The organism is Marivirga tractuosa DSM 4126 (assembly GCF_000183425.1).
Taxonomy (GTDB): Bacteria; Bacteroidota; Bacteroidia; order Cytophagales; family Cyclobacteriaceae; genus Marivirga; species Marivirga tractuosa.
The window spans coordinates 3,480,916-3,496,431 of the sequence record NC_014759.1 but is presented as its reverse complement, the minus strand read 5'-3'; the positions used below and the strand labels follow the sequence as shown (position 1 = coordinate 3,496,431).

The following is a 15,516-nucleotide window of genomic DNA, read 5'->3' as shown; positions in this document are numbered from 1 at the left end:
TTTTAATAAATTTTTACTACTTTCAAGATACCATCAAAACCAAGTTCTTTAAAGTAATAACTACAACTCAAACCAGAATAGCTATGTTAGATTATGCAAAATCAATTCTTTCAAAAGTAAGTTTCGATAGACGTTTATTTGAAAAGGAGTTGACAAAAGCTATTGCTCTGTTAGTTGAACATGAGCTGAATATGTTAAAGGAATGGTGCTATAGAAATTTCAGTTCTAAGTACCGTGATGTGTTAAACAAACATTTCCAAACTATTTAATATTTGAAGCCACCCAAAAAGTGGCTTTTTTTATGCTCACCATTTTTAAAAATCTCCTCTCCTATTCGCAATTCAATTGCATTTAATGTAATTTCGCTTCAAATTACTTTAACATGAACAATAGGAAGAAAAATTCAATTTATTCTTTGATCTTAGTTGCCGTAGTAGCTATCGTTTGGTTTTATCGAGATGGCCAAAAGCCTGAAAACGAAAAACTACCATATATCTTTATCTCGGGTGAAGCACAGGGAACTACCTATAATATTACGTACTCAGATAAAGAGAATAGAAATTTCAAAGAAGAAGTAGATTCTATCCTGCATCAATTCGACCTTAGCTTATCTACCTACGTTAAAAAATCGGAGATTGTACGTTTTAATGAATCTGATAGCTTACAATTTGAATCTCCTTTCTTCTATCCTGTTCTTGAAAAATCACAAGCGATATATAACGCTTCAGCAGGTGCTTTTGACCCTACGGTTTATCCATTGATAGAAGCATGGGGATTTGGGCCCGAAAAAGTGGATTTCCCTGACAGCAGCCGAATTGAGGAAATTAAAAGCTATGTAGGTTTTGAGCATATTAATTTCAATAAGCAGAGGGTGATAAAAGAAAAGGAAAAAGTATCTTTAGACTTTAACGCTATAGCTCAAGGTTATTCCATTGATGTAGTTTTTGACTTCTTGAAAGTTCAAGGAATTGAGAATATGATGGTAGAATTAGGCGGAGAATTAAGAGTCAAAGGAAAAAATGAGAATGAAGATTTATGGGCAATAGGCATTGATGATCCTAAAACGGAAAGTGGACAAAAAGCCAAAAGAGTGGCCATTATTAAATTAGATAATGAAGCGATTTCCACATCAGGAAATTACAGGAAGTTTTTTGTGCATGAAGGACGAAAATACGGGCATAGCATCAATCCTAAAACGGGTTATCCGATTCAAAGAGATATTATTAGCTCCACAGTGGTAGCTCCTACATGCATGGAAGCAGATGCGTGGTCCACAGCCTTTATGGTAACAGGGTTGGAAAAAGCAAAAGAAATATTAGCAAAACAAACTCACTTAAAAGCATTTTTTATTTATGAAGATGAAAAGGGTGATTTACTGCAATTCAGTACTGAAAACTTAGGAGGAAACATCATTCTTTAGTCATGAGTGAAAAGAAAAAAGAAGAAATAAATAAGTGGTTTGGCTCACCTTATTATCATGTCTTATATAAAAATAGAGACGAGAAGGAAGCTAAATTCTTCCTAAGCAATCTACTGAATCATTTAAAAATACCTAAAAAAGCAAAGCTACTAGATGTGGCCTGTGGTAGCGGAAGGCATTCTATTTTCCTGAATAATCAAGGCTATGAAGTAGAGGGGATGGATCTTTCCGAAAGGAATATTTCACTAGCTAAAATACATGAAAATGAGAATCTCCACTTCCATATTCATGATATGCGTTATAGTTTGAGGAACAATTATTTCGATTATGCTTTTAACCTATTTACAAGTTTTGGTTTTTTCAAATCTGAGGAAGAAAATCAAAAATGCATAAGCTCGATTGCTGATTCACTTAAATCAGGAGGGGTATTTACTTTAGATTTTCTAAATCCTTATCGAGTTATTCACAACTTGGTGAAAGAAGAAATCAAAACTATTGACGGCATTGAGTTTCACTTAACAAGAAATTTCGATGGTGAAAGCATTATCAAAAGCATTAAATTTAATGATGGCGGAATAGATTACGAATTTGAAGAAAGAGTAAAAGCCATTAGAAGGTTGTCTTTTCTGGAGTACTTCCGCAATGCTAATTTTATGCTTTTACAAACCTTTGGCGATTATGAGTTAAATGAATACAAACCAGAGAGCTCAGAACGTATGATATTTATTGTAAAGAAATTATGATGAGCAACTCGATTATATTGTTTTTACTCACTTTTGGTGCTGGCTATTTAGTGTTTTTAATTCCGAAAGTGAATAATTCATTTTTCAAATTAGCATTAGTTTTTGCAGGGGCTTATCTTTTTTCAGTTACAGTAATACACATCCTGCCCGAAATATTTTCTCAAGGTGAAAGTGTTGCTCATATTAGTTTATATGTACTAGCTGGTTTTTTCATTCAGGTCATTTTAGAATACTTTTCTGAAGGCGTGGAACACGGTCATTTACATAATATTCAAGGCCACCATCATCATGGACAAAACAAATGGCTCGGTTTACTCATCGCACTATCTATACATGCTTTCCTAGAAGGGACACTTTTGGCACATCCTGACACCATCCACTCACACGATAGTACTAATTCTGTATTTTTTGGAATTTTAATGCATAAAATGCCTGCTGCATTTGCTTTGATGTCTGTATTGATATGCCATTTAAAAACAAAATGGAAAACTGTATTAATCCTTATTATTTTTAGTTTGGCAAGCCCAGCAGGGTTAGGACTCAGTCATATTTTACATGATGCTGAAATCTTCTCAGATAGAGTTTTTCTTATACTTTTTGCGATTGTATCTGGAAATTTCCTACATATTTCCACTACTATCTTCTTTGAAAGTAGCCCTGACCACAGCTTTAATTTCAAAAAATTATTTATTTCTCTTTTAGGGGCACTGATTGCGGTATTGGCTGAGTTTTCTTTTTAAGAATTGCAACTTGTTTAAGTACACTATATAACAAATAGTAACAAGGCAATAAAAGCAAATGACTGATTACGTTTTGATCAATCCACTTATTCAAATAAATATCAAAACTATGAATCATGGCTGGACCAGAAAACAAAATAATGGTTAGGGGAATTTTCAAATAGGCAATATCTCCTTCTTCAAAATATTTGTAAACGTGAATGATGGACACAAATCCTATGAGTCCTACTATGGAGTTTACTTTCACCACATCAAAGTGCTGGACTGTAAAGATTTGAGAGATAAATATTCCAAAAAAAGCAAATACTAATCCTTGTAAAATCGTTTTGAGCTTGGACGAGCTGATTAGTCTTAAGCTTGCCATCTGAAAGAATAATATTGAAATGCCTTGCATAGACCAAGCAATCAAGTGCGGATTCTTCCCTAAATAAAGATCCAGTAAATGAGCTGTTCCGCCAAGGAAGGCTGAAAACCCAAGGACCAAGAAAAAGAAGGCGACTAATTTAGCGTACTTTGATTTAAATTCCTGGAAAAGTTTATAGCCATAATAAGCACAAAAAGCTGCCATCAAAATATCACTGATGAAAGTTAAGGGATCGGCTAATTCCAATCCCAAAAACTCAATGTAGGTATGTTCAATCAATTTAAATACAATTCAAAAACCTAAAAATCAATAGATTACTGACTATAATCTGCCAGATTTCTATTCAGTAAAAATTAAACTGATGAACAATATATAAATATTATTTTATACTTAAGTGTAATTCTTTCAATTGTTCAGGAGATATTGTTGCAGGTGAATCTATCATTACATCCCTACCAGCATTGTTTTTAGGGAATGCAATATAGTCTCTTATGGAATCAGAGCCTCCAAACATGGCACATAATCTATCAAAGCCAAATGCTATTCCACCGTGTGGTGGCGCTCCATATTCAAAAGCTTCCATTAAGAATCCGAATTGTTTTTGAGCTTCTTCCTCAGTAAAGCCTAAAGCTTTAAACATTTTCTGCTGTAATGATTTATCATGTATCCTGATGCTTCCTCCACCAATTTCTACTCCATTAATCACCATATCATAAGCATTAGCCCTGATTCTTCCTGGATCAGATTCAATGAATTCCATATCCTCAAGCTTAGGACTTGTAAACGGATGGTGCATGGCATGGAATCTCTTCGTTTCTTCATCCCATTCTAAAAGTGGAAAATCCAATACCCATAGCGGCTTAAACACATTTTTATCTCTTAAGCCTAACTCTGATCCCATTTTCAGGCGTAATTCATTCATAGCCCTTCTAGTGTGATCGATTTCACCACTTAACACTAATAATAAATCACCAGCTTTTGCTTCAGCAGCTTCTGCCCAAGCTTTTAAATCGTCTTGACTATAGAATTTATCAACAGAAGATTTAAAGCTTCCATCTTGATTACATTTTACATAAACCAAGCCTTTGGCTCCAATTTGCGGACGCTTTACATATTCAGTTAAAGCATCTAATTGCTTACGGGTATACTCTGAAGCACTTGGAACATTGATTCCAACAACTAATTCCGCTTGATCAAACACATTAAATCCTTTACCTTGAGTTTGGTCATTCAATTCAACGAAAGGCATTCCAAATCTAATGTCAGGCTTATCAGAGCCATAGAGTTTCATAGCCTGATCATAGGTCATTCTTTCGAAATCTTCAATTTCAACACCTTTCACTTCTTTGAAAAGGTATTTTACCATTTCTTCAAAAGTGTTTAAAATATCTTCTTGCTCAACAAAAGACATTTCGCAGTCAATTTGCGTAAACTCAGGCTGGCGGTCGGCACGTAAATCTTCATCTCTAAAACATTTTACAATCTGAAAATATTTATCAAAACCAGAAACCATCAATAATTGCTTAAATGTCTGTGGAGATTGTGGCAATGCATAAAATTCACCTTCATGAACACGAGAAGGAACCACAAAGTCTCGAGCTCCCTCAGGAGTAGATTTTATCAAAACAGGGGTTTCCACTTCCAAAAATCCTTCTCCATCCATAAATCTACGAGTGGCTTGCATTAATTGATGACGGAGTTTTAGTTTCTCCCTTACTGCAGGTCTTCTTAAATCCAAATAGCGGTACTGCATTCTTAATTCCTCTCCACCATCTGTGTCATCTTCAATAGTGAAAGGCGGTGTTTTAGCAGCATTAAGGATATTCAATTCTTCCAGGAATATTTCAACATCCCCAGTAGCCATTTTATCATTTTTAGAGAAGCGCTCCAAAACTTCGCCTTTAGCTTGCAAAACAAATTCCCTACCTACTTTTCGTGCGACTTTCAGAATGTCTTCATTCGTTTTTCCTTCTTCACATAAAAGTTGTGTGATTCCGTAACGATCGCGCAAATCAATCCAAAGCAAGCCGCCTTTATTACGTACTCTTTGTACCCAACCGCTTAAAATTACTTTCTCTCCTTTGTTTTCTATTCTTAACTCTCCGCAATGATGTGTCCTATGCATGATAAAATCTTAATTCAAATTTTGGGCAAAGGTAATCAATTAGAATAATTGATGAAGCGGTTTTATGGATTGAATTTGAAGAAGTGGTAAATAATAATAAAAAAGGGATGGATTCACTTTTAATGAACTCATCCCATTTGACTTGTGATTGAGTAGATTATTTTGAATCAGCTGTTTCTTTACTGAGTATTTCTTCAATTACAGTTTTCATTTCTGACTCTGGCCTATAGCCTCTTGCAATTAGATAGCCTTGTTTGCCAATACTTAGAACAACTGATGGAAAGCCACCAATTCCCATTTGCTGACCAATTTGAAATTCTTGATAAGTTTTTTCTTTGTAAGCTGAGTCTTCCATTTTACTTCTAAATACTTCCCAAGGCAAGTCAAAGCTTTCTACTAATTCCTGGTAATTATCAATCTCATTGAGGTTTACTCCGTTTTCATATAAAGCTGACTGTAGAGCAGAGGCAAAATCAATGCTTGATTTGTTGGTCATAGATTTGTAGACCGTCATAGCAATGCAAGGCAATTCAGAATTAAGCAATAAGCTTCCCTCTTCCAAAATCTCTAGGTAGGGTTTACCAAATTGAACTCCAGTCATTTCCTCCAAGCGAGGCATTGCTTCTTGTAAGTAATGCTTCATCTCACTCAGAGGTTTTATTCTATCACCAAGCACCATTCCACCACTAATGGCTTCAAAATCTATTTGTTCCTGAAAATCTTTTTCCAGTTTCTTAATTACCGGACTAAATCCAAAACACCATCCACACAAAGGATCGTAAAAATATAATAATTTTGCTTTTTCCATGTTGCTACATACGTTATCAGCACTATTGGGTTGATCTAAAATCTAATAATCTAATTAAATTCTCCTGAAAGTTGATATCCAAATGATGATCCGCTGTCATCAGGGCTCAATGCCAATAAATACATCCTCGTTTGAGCTGGAACAGTGAATCTATAAGGCAATTTTTTAGTGCTTTTCAGGTTTTTCAATTGTATTTTCAAAATCCCATTCATTTCTGTATTCATCCCATTATTAACATAGATCAAAACGTAGTCGCCATATTCTTCTGTTTCAAATTCTATTGTATTGTCCAAGTCTGATGGTTTTAATTCAGCTTCGAACTTAGATTCTTGAAAACTGTCCTGAACCTCAAAATCTGGCTTATCAGGATGGTATGCATAATAGCTATTCGACTCCAACGGGATAAACAATTGCTTTTTATAGTTCAAAAATTTAATAGGTAAGGTAATATTTCGAAAATCTTTATTTTGAGCAACCATAAAATGTAAATGAGGGCCAGAACTCCATCCAGTATTTCCGCTAATCCCAATCAATTGCCCTTTTTGAATTTGATCTCCCTTTTTAACAAAACTCCCCTTTTGCACTAAATGAACATAACTTCCAATTGTACCATCATCATGATAAACTTTTATGAAATTACCGTAGGGCTCAAATTTTGGATCGTTACCACCAACATTAGAATCTTCCTTAACCTCAACCACTATTCCACTTCTGGCGGCATATATACTATCTCCTATTTCTAAATTAAAGTCAATCGCATTAATTCCTCTATGGGTTCCAGCACCATTATTACCTTGCCCCACTCTAACTCTTTTCCCATGTTTGAAAGGCAATAAATATGGAAATTCAGTATCAACTTCCAGCGATTGATCTCCGATATTATAGAGGAAATTAAAATCAAATGAAGTCCCTTTATCTACTTTCATTTTTTTTAGTTCAAGAATTTCCAGATTGGAGGTATTGGCAGGAATAGTTCTTGTGAAATTTTTCTCACCTGATCGGGAGTATAAATTCTCCAACTTTTGAAAATTTATTTTAACAGTATAGGGAATTGGCTCAGTATTATTAGCATAAAACACAAAGCCCTCCTCAGATTTCTTATAATGAATCTCAATAGGTTTTTGTTGCGCATAAAGAAAAGTTGAAAAAAATATGTACAAGGATAAAAATAGGTAGCTTTTCATATTTATATAAAGGTGTTAAAAGTTTGGCCCAAGGTATTAGCGCTGCTTATTTGGTATCATAAATACATAATACACTACCAAAACAGTTCCTTTGCATAGATAAAAAGGGTAAAATACGAAAGATTATTTTTAATCCCTAGTCTATTTCGACCCTTTGAAAAGTGGGAAAAGTAAACTTAATTGAATGGCGGTTACCTGATTAGTAGAGACGGTAGGGTTTTCCCGTACGAAATGATTTACAGGTAGAATATTGGCGAATCCTGATTTAAATGTTCCATCTATTTGAAGAACGAAAACTGAGAAGTCATAAGACAATCCAACTCCACCTGCTAGACCGAAATCTCCCCGATTATCATTCTCCACAGAATAATAAATCTGAATTTGATCAAGCCCCTGATCATTCTCAGTTGTAGTGGAAGCATTTAATGCCCATGCAACATACATTCCAGCATCTACAAAAAATTTAAATTTATCCGTCCCAAAAATTTGCCAGTGCAAATAAAAAGGCATTTCTAAATATGCAATTTGTGTAATAGAAGTATTCGTAAAGACGGTATTGGTAGAATCTAGAGTGTTTTGCCCCCAGCCTTTTGTAGAATAATTTATATCAACCTGAACACCAATTTTGTCACTTTGCATATGGCGATAAGAAATCCCAAAAGTTGAACTAACAAAATAAGCAGTTGAGAATCGGGCTGAAATAGGTGTATTTGTGAAATCAGCATAATTCACAAAAGGAATATTGGCACCACCTTTTACCCCTAAATAAGATTGGCTCCTTATTTCTTTACTAGAAACAAGACATAAAAAAAGTATGAAAATTATGGATATTCTTTTCATACTATGTCAATTTAATACTGATCAAAATTAAGATTCTGACTCCTCTTTGTCAGTATTTCTTTTGTCAATAAATGCAATAGCATTTACTAAGCCCACTAAAGTGACTAAAATCCAAAAAAATGTATTGGCTCCTTCTGTTACCGGTATATCGTAAAACATATCTTTTTCTTTATAATTTATTGGCAAAAATAGAGGATAAGCATTTATCCTACAAGCATTATTGATTTACTTTTTTTCAGTATCTTTTTCAAGATTAAATAAATCATTTAAAACCCCTATTAAGGTTTCTTCTTCGCCCCTTTTGCAAGCAGCTTTTAATTGAAGTACAGGCAATTTCAAGATTTTTTGCATCATGCTCTTGGTCACCTTATCTACAATTTTACGGTCCTCACTTTCAATTTCTTTCAGATAACGAGCAAGTTCTTCTTGCCTTATCTGCTCAAGTGCATTTTTGAGATTATTAATAGTAGGAGAAACAGCCATTTCTTTTGACCAATCATTGAATTCCTCCATCGACTCTTCAATAATATCCTCAACTTGAGGTATGGCCGTAATTCTTTTTTCTAAAGCCTCATCCGCTTTACTTCTCACACTGTCAACATTGTAAACCAAAGCAGCTGGATTTTCCTCTACTTCATTACTTACTGAACGAGGAACGGATAAATCAATGAAATATTTGAAGCTTAAAATATCTAAAGCATCTACCTTCTCTTTAGTAAATATTGGTTCTGATGCTCCCACGGAAGAAACAATTACATCGGCCTCATTTACACCTTCCCACAATTCAGTAAAAGGATGGACCCCAAAATTACATTCTGCTGCTAAAGCCTTAGCTTTTTCTTCTGTTCTATTGGTGATTTTAACTGAAAGCCTACTATCTCCCACAAGGTTTCTACAAACGTCTTCACCTATTTCACCTACTCCTACTACCAAAACCCTAGGATTCTTAATATCCGAAGTTAGCGTTTTCACTAATTCAGTTGCTGCATAAGAAACTGAAGCAGCACCATCTCTAAATGGAGTTTCTTGCACTACTCTTTTATTGGTAAAGAATATAGTATGCATCAGTCGATGCAAGAAAGGACCTGCCAATTGTAAATCAGCTGAAAGTTGATAGGCTCTTTTTACTTGATTTGAAATTTGAATATCACCAACAACTTGAGCTTCTAAGCCCATTGCTACTCTAAATAACCTTTCAACTGCTGGTAAATGTTCATTAATGATTTCAAAATAGGGTTTAAATGAACCAAAATCACTGATTCCTTTTTCAATCCCTATTAATTTAATGATATCTTCAGAAAGTTCTTCTTCATTGAAATAGTAAATCTCTGTTCTATTGCAAGTGGATAGCACCAACACATCGGAAACAGTGGTAAACTCTTTGAAATAGTTCAATAATCTACCAATAGCCTCGTCATTAAGAGAGACTTGCTCCCTAATTTCGATAGGGGCATTTTTGAATGATAAACTTATTGCTTTGAAATTTTCTTTCATAATTCTAAAACGAATACGCAAAAATAACTTTTAAGTAACAGGAAATAAAATAGATGTAAGTAGTTCTGCTTATTTATTATTTTTCTAAATAAGGCTCCGCTTATTACAGCCTTTTAACACAAAATATTGTCAATTCATTCCATTTATTTTTTTAGCAAAATAAAATAACGAAATTCGTGCAAAATTTTACCGATGGAAACGAATACGATATTAGTAATAGGAGCAAATGGTCAGCTAGGAACAGAGCTTACAACTGAATTGAGAGCGATTTATGGAAGCGCTAATGTAATTGCATCTGATATTCAAGCTCCAAGAAAAGCACCTCTTCCGAATGAGCCTTTTGAACAATTGGACGTCATGAATGCTGAAAAACTGGCTAAAATAGTTGATCAATATAATATCACTGAGATCTACATGCTAGCAGCGATATTATCTGCCAAGGGGGAGCAAAACCCGATTTTTGCATGGGATCTTAATATGCAAAGTCTGCTTAACGTCTTAGAAGTCGCCAGACAGAAAAAACTCTCGAAAATATATTGGCCAAGTTCAATTGCAGTATTTGGTCCAAACTCTCCAGTGGACAATACACCACAGGATTGCGTAATGGATCCTAATACAGTTTATGGCATCAGTAAATTAGCAGGGGAAAGATGGTGCGCCTATTACCATGAAAAATATGGTGTAGATGTTAGAAGTTTAAGATATCCAGGGTTGATTGGCTATAAATCATTGCCCGGCGGAGGAACTACTGACTATGCAGTTGACATTTTCCATAAGGCATTAAATGGTGAAGATTTCGAATGCTATTTGAGGGAAGATTCTTACCTCCCAATGATGTATATGCCAGATGCTATTAAAGCAACTATTGATCTAATGCAGGCACCTGCAGATAAAATAAGTGTTCGATCTAGTTACAATTTAGGAGCACTTAGTTTCACTCCAAAGGACATTTATGAAGTAATCAAAAAACAACATCCTGACTTTAAGATTACTTACAATGTAGATTACCGACAAAAGATTGCCGACACTTGGCCCAATAGCATAGATGATAGCCAAGCACAAAAAGACTGGAATTGGAAGCCGGCATATACTTTGGAAGATATGGTAGAAGATATTTTGGAGAAACTTCCTGAATACGAATTTTAGAAAATTTCCAGATCATAAGAAAAGGCTGTTTTTGAATAATTAAAATCAAAAACAGCCTTTTTACTTTACATAAAGGAATTAATCATTTCCTACCATAAATAAAGCATTGGCAAATAACATTTTTCCTTGGTGCCAAAAAGCTCTAAAAAGAGGATCGTCTTGTAAATAAACAATTTCACCACGTCCAGAGGACTCAACACCAAACACCATGCTATTAAGCTGCTTTTCTTTTGCTTTGAATCCTGCAAAGCCTGCGACATGACTGTTTTTCGATTTAATTACCCCAACATTCCAGCCATTTGGCAGATAGTCATAGGCTTTACCAGAAGTTTTCAGACTAAAATATTGATCTCCTAAACCAAAAGCGAGCGGATGACTACTATCCAGCTGGATATCATAAATAGCTCCGAAAATACTGCTTGACAACCGCTTTCTTTCTGCATTTTCGTATAAAGCCAGAGCTTCCTCTGTAGTTTCATCCTCTTTTGACTTTAAATTTTCATTATCTTTATCAGAAAAAAGCGATATGGCAGAGCCCATCACGATAAGCTTTCCTCCTGACTTAGAAAAACTTTCTAGTCGAGTTCTTCCTTCTTCTGATAAATTGGAATAACTGCCTGACGGCAAAATAATCTGATCATAATATGAAAGATTGATTCTATCAAGTCTGTTCAACCTTATGCTAGTAATTGGGTAATCTAATGACTGCTCGAAAAAATGCCATATTTCACCATATGCAAGAGAAGAAACACCTTCATCCATTAAGACTGCTATTTTTGGTGCTTGTAAAAATTGGATTTCCGATGAACCTATATCATATATTTTATCCGAGAAACCTGTCGATATAGGAAAAACTTCAATCTCAAATTGATTTGCAAGCTTCAACAATTCTTCATTAAGATTCTTGATATGTTCATTATTAGTTTGAGTAATAATTAAACTTCCTTTTGCAAATTGATTACTACTAAAATTCAAGTTTTTATAAGCAATTCTAACATTTACATCTTTTTTGAGTGCTTCTGCCAAAAACTGAGCAGAATTGAAAGACTCCCATCTGACAGCATATGCATAAGCAGGAGGTAAATTTTCTTGAACAAATTTTGTATTTACAATAGGCTGAGAACCAATTTTACTTTTCAAACCATAGGTTTCCAATCCATAAGCATAAGGAATCGCCCAAGCGGTTATATCATAAGTAAGGGAATCACTATATTGTGGCTTAGGATCGAACAGTGCTTGGATTAAGGTAGATTTTGGTTGATAGGCACTAATTACTAAATCCTTTTTATTTGAAATGAAACCACTTTCCTTTCTTTCAAAAAAGCTATATCCGCTGAGCTTCTGATCTTTCCCTACTTGTCCTACTTCTATTTTTTGATCTTCCAAAAAGCCTAATAAGATTTTGATTTCCCCTTTTTTAGCCTCAGTCCATTTTATGATATAGGTTTTAAATTGATCTTCAGGATTGTTAATATTTTTAGAGAAGTATTTCCTGAATTCTGTATTCAGCTTTTCAGCATTTTGAGAAGCTATCTCAACCGTACTCATACCTGTAGTAAAATGATGTTCTAGCCTATCTTTTAAAGTAAGCGTATCTCCTAAATAAGTTAAAGCTCCTAAACCTGCTCTGCCATTACCAGCCTGTTCATAAGTCATTCCTATTGCACCATTGAAAGTTGGATAAGTATCTCCATAACTTGGATAGAACAAATCAAACCTTTCGCGGGTAAAGTATAGCCAATTATTTTGGTCAAAATATTTTGCATGATTTTTACCGATTTGGATTTGAAAATCCTTTTGCCAATCCGTAATCACCTCATGAAGTGGCTCAGCTGCAGGAGCAAAATAATAAGGACTATTGATGGATTGTTCATGAAAATCGACATGAATATGAGGCATCCATTCATGATATGCTTTCATTCTAGCTTTTGATTCAGTTTGTGTTTGCCATGCCCAATCCCTATTCAAATCAAATAAATAGTGGTTTGGTCGACCACCTGGCCATGGCTCATCATGTTCTACAGCTTCTAAATTAGGATTAAAATCCATTGCGCCATATCTTCTGTAAAAATTAGCATAACGATCTCTTCCATCTGGGTTTACACAAGGATCCATTATGACTACAGTATTTTTTAGCCATTCCTCACTTTCCATTCCTCCATTCAATAATTCAAAAGCTGTTTTCATGGATGCTTCGGTTGATGAGGCTTCATTACCATGAATATTGTAGCTCAGCCATACCAAAGCCTTATCTGCAACAGCTTCAAAACTGCCTTTCAGCCCTGTTTGCGCAAGGTTTTGACGCTGTATTTCGTCAAGATTTGCTATATTTTCTTTTGAAGAAATCACTGCATAATAAAGTGGTCTTCCTTCATAAGTTTCACCATATTTCTTTAAGATAATTTGATCAGAATTTTCAGCTAGATATTTGAAATAATCTACAACTTGATGATGAAAAGTAAATTTATCGCCCAATGAATATCCTAACTTTTGCTCAGGACTTTGAAGATTTTGAGCAAACAAAGCACTTGTAAGGAAAAATATGAGAATGAGAGTAAAGAGTTTTTTCATACTGTATAAATAGTTGGAGTGATTATTAAATTCATTTTTCAATTTACATCGTTTTTTATACTATTTAAAATGTAATTGATAAACGGTTATAATTAAAGTCATTTTATTATTTAACCTATTCACAAAAAAAAGACCTCATTTCTGAGGCCTTCAAACTTAAATTAAAACTTTACACTAATTTCTACTTCTGGAAGAAGAACTTGCAGATCTAGAGTTTTTACTATCACTACTTCTATTTTTCCCATTTCCTCTCACAGCGGAACTTGGTTTTCTAACGGATTCAGTAACTCTTGAATTTGAGCTATTGCTTCTTCCTTCAGAATTATTGGTTCTTGAATTTGAATTGCTTCTTATGTATCCAGCGTTATTGCCTCTGCTCTTAGAGTTACCCCTAGCATCATTTCTAGCGACTGAACTTCGGCTAGAAGAACTTCTTCTTGAATCTATTCTTACATTATTTGACGCATAACTCGGTCTTACATTTCTATTGACAGCACCATTATTAACTGCATAAGAATTATAATTTCTACCACTTCTGTAAGCAATGTGGTTATGCCCATTATGACGACCATGTCTATGGCCTCTATGATTACAAACTACTTGGTGAGCTCTATAAAAGTTACCATGATAACCACAATGACCGCTACATATATGCTGTGCTAATGGATATCTATTGTAGTAGTTGACATCCAAAATAATTGCGTGTCTACCAAAGAACAATTCCACAAACTGACCTCTTCTCTCTAGCAAAACATTATAAAATAGATTTCTACCTCTTTGCTCACGATTGATATGAACAATCTGATGATACGGATAGTAGTAATCAATTTCATAAAGTACTGCATTTGGAACTGCCCAGTTATGTGCTGTACCAAAAGAAGCCACAATTTGAAAATTTTGAGATTTTGCAGAATTAGAGAAAAACAATAATCCTAATCCTAAAACAAACGGAAGTAATATGTGCTTCTTCATAACTTTAATTGTTTGGTGTTATGAAGGATTAACCAAGTATTGTGCCAAAACTGATACTTTATTTGTAAATACTTGATTGACAACTAATTAAAGTTAATAACTCTAATAATCGATCCCTCTCTATCAAGAAAAAGGATTAAGGATTAGGGCTATTCGTAAGCCGTTCGACTCACAATACTTCTACCCAAAGTAATTTCATCTGCATATTCCAGCTCACCACCAATTGGAATTCCTCTGGCAATAGTGCTGGTTTTAATACCAAACTGCTTTACTTTCTTGCTGATATAGAAAGCAGTGGTATCGCCTTCCATAGTGGGAGACAGTCCGAAAATGATTTCTTTTACTTCTGAATCTGAGTTCGAAACTCTTTCCATCAAACTATCTATAGTCAGGTCTTCTGGTCCAATTCCTTCAATAGGAGAAATAATTCCGCCTAAAACATGGTACAAGCCATTGTATTGAGAAGTATTTTCTATTGCTAGTACATCACGAGTATCTTCCACCAAGCAGATAATAGAATTATCCCTTTTATGACTTTTGCAGATATTACAAACCACTTCATCAGAAATATTGTGGCATTTTTTACAGTATTTGATATTCTGACGCATATCTACAAGAGATTGCGCAATATCAGTAGTAAAATTTTCGTCTTGTTTTAATAAGTGTAGGACTAATCTTAATGCAGTCTTTTTTCCAATGCCAGGCAGCTTCGAAAATTCATTTACTGCAGATTCAATTAATTTAGAGGAAAACTCCATATTATTCTATCTCGGCATTTATTCCTGCATCTACTATAGCTTGTCTGTAAGGAATCAAGTCAACAAAAGAACCTTTCTTTACAGCGCATTTCCCTTTGTAATGTACTAATAATGTACATTGTTCGGCTTGCTCTGGAGAATGCTTACAAACTTTTATCAATGTATTGATGACGTGGTCAAATGTATTCACATCATCATTATATACAATTAAATCATTGATATCCTCATCAGAGGTCGTTTCCAAAACCTCTTCTCTTTTGTCTTCTTCAAACTGATAATATATCTTAAAATCACTCATCACGACTCAATAACTTTAAAAATAGCCTAATGTTACAATTAAGCATAATTCAC

At 34.5% G+C, this 15,516-nt stretch carries 15 protein-coding genes; 4 read left to right on the top strand and 11 right to left on the bottom strand.

Annotation, left to right across the window (positions count from 1 at the left end):
• Window positions 1-382: 382 nt before the first annotated feature.
• The 3 genes from FTRAC_RS14820 (at window position 383) to FTRAC_RS14810 (ending at window position 2,903) form a co-directional block, all read left to right on the top strand.
• Window positions 383-1,420: an FAD:protein FMN transferase gene (locus tag FTRAC_RS14820; protein ID WP_013455085.1), complete on the top strand. Its 1,038-nt coding sequence runs from the start codon at window positions 383-385 to the stop codon at window positions 1,418-1,420.
• A gap of 2 nt (window positions 1,421-1,422) precedes the next feature.
• Entirely contained in the window at window positions 1,423-2,163 is a 741-nt protein-coding gene (locus tag FTRAC_RS14815; protein ID WP_013455084.1) for a class I SAM-dependent methyltransferase, read from the top strand.
• Between the two features lie 68 nt (window positions 2,164-2,231).
• Window positions 2,232-2,903, top strand: a complete 672-nt coding sequence (locus tag FTRAC_RS14810; RefSeq protein ID WP_245545976.1) for a ZIP family metal transporter — start codon at window positions 2,232-2,234, stop codon at window positions 2,901-2,903.
• Here the strand turns inward: FTRAC_RS14810 and FTRAC_RS14805 are convergent.
• From FTRAC_RS14805 to hemA, 7 genes are all read right to left on the bottom strand, one after another.
• The gene (locus tag FTRAC_RS14805; RefSeq protein ID WP_013455082.1) at window positions 2,851-3,546 is read right to left on the bottom strand and encodes a DUF6962 family protein; all 696 of its coding nucleotides are present in this window, start codon (window positions 3,544-3,546) and stop codon (window positions 2,851-2,853) included. The two genes, FTRAC_RS14810 and FTRAC_RS14805, sit on opposite strands and share 53 nt — an antisense overlap.
• A 100-nt stretch (window positions 3,547-3,646) precedes the next feature.
• Window positions 3,647-5,392, bottom strand: coding sequence for an aspartate--tRNA ligase (gene aspS / locus FTRAC_RS14800; protein ID WP_013455081.1), 1,746 nt, complete (start codon window positions 5,390-5,392; stop codon window positions 3,647-3,649).
• A 157-nt stretch (window positions 5,393-5,549) separates the two neighbouring features.
• Window positions 5,550-6,200 carry a DsbA family protein gene (locus FTRAC_RS14795; protein ID WP_013455080.1) on the bottom strand — a complete coding sequence of 217 codons (651 nt, stop codon included), beginning with the start codon at window positions 6,198-6,200 and terminating at the stop codon, window positions 5,550-5,552.
• Between the two features lie 50 nt (window positions 6,201-6,250).
• Entirely contained in the window at window positions 6,251-7,384 is a 1,134-nt protein-coding gene (locus tag FTRAC_RS19405) for a M23 family metallopeptidase (protein WP_013455079.1), read from the bottom strand.
• Window positions 7,385-7,525: 141 nt separating this feature from the next.
• Entirely contained in the window at window positions 7,526-8,224 is a 699-nt protein-coding gene (locus FTRAC_RS14785; RefSeq protein ID WP_013455078.1) for a porin family protein, read from the bottom strand.
• Window positions 8,225-8,251: 27 nt separating this feature from the next.
• On the bottom strand, window positions 8,252-8,383 hold the full coding sequence (locus FTRAC_RS20120; protein ID WP_013455077.1) for a hypothetical protein: 132 nt from the start codon (window positions 8,381-8,383) through the stop codon (window positions 8,252-8,254).
• 66 nt (window positions 8,384-8,449) lie between these two features.
• A complete protein-coding gene (gene hemA, locus FTRAC_RS14780) occupies window positions 8,450-9,718 on the bottom strand; it encodes a glutamyl-tRNA reductase (protein ID WP_041649890.1) in 1,269 nt (422 codons plus the stop codon).
• Window positions 9,719-9,910: 192 nt separating this feature from the next.
• On the opposite strand from hemA, the gene FTRAC_RS14775 reads away from it, so the two are divergent.
• Window positions 9,911-10,864, top strand: coding sequence for an NAD-dependent epimerase/dehydratase family protein (locus tag FTRAC_RS14775; RefSeq protein ID WP_013455075.1), 954 nt, complete (start codon window positions 9,911-9,913; stop codon window positions 10,862-10,864).
• 78 nt (window positions 10,865-10,942) lie between these two features.
• On the opposite strand, the gene FTRAC_RS14770 is transcribed toward FTRAC_RS14775, so the two are convergent.
• The 4 genes from FTRAC_RS14770 to FTRAC_RS14755 form a co-directional block, all read right to left on the bottom strand.
• Window positions 10,943-13,435, bottom strand: a complete 2,493-nt coding sequence (locus FTRAC_RS14770) for a M14 metallopeptidase family protein (protein ID WP_041649888.1) — start codon at window positions 13,433-13,435, stop codon at window positions 10,943-10,945.
• Window positions 13,436-13,609: 174 nt separating this feature from the next.
• Window positions 13,610-14,407, bottom strand: coding sequence for a hypothetical protein (locus FTRAC_RS14765; protein WP_013455073.1), 798 nt, complete (start codon window positions 14,405-14,407; stop codon window positions 13,610-13,612).
• 149 nt (window positions 14,408-14,556) lie between these two features.
• Window positions 14,557-15,165 (bottom strand): recombination mediator RecR, encoded by a 609-nt coding sequence (gene recR, locus FTRAC_RS14760; RefSeq protein ID WP_013455072.1) that lies wholly within the window; start codon window positions 15,163-15,165, stop codon window positions 14,557-14,559.
• 1 nt (window position 15,166) lies between these two features.
• The gene (locus FTRAC_RS14755; protein WP_013455071.1) at window positions 15,167-15,463 is read right to left on the bottom strand and encodes an ATP-dependent Clp protease adaptor ClpS; all 297 of its coding nucleotides are present in this window, start codon (window positions 15,461-15,463) and stop codon (window positions 15,167-15,169) included.
• Window positions 15,464-15,516 lie beyond the last annotated feature (53 nt).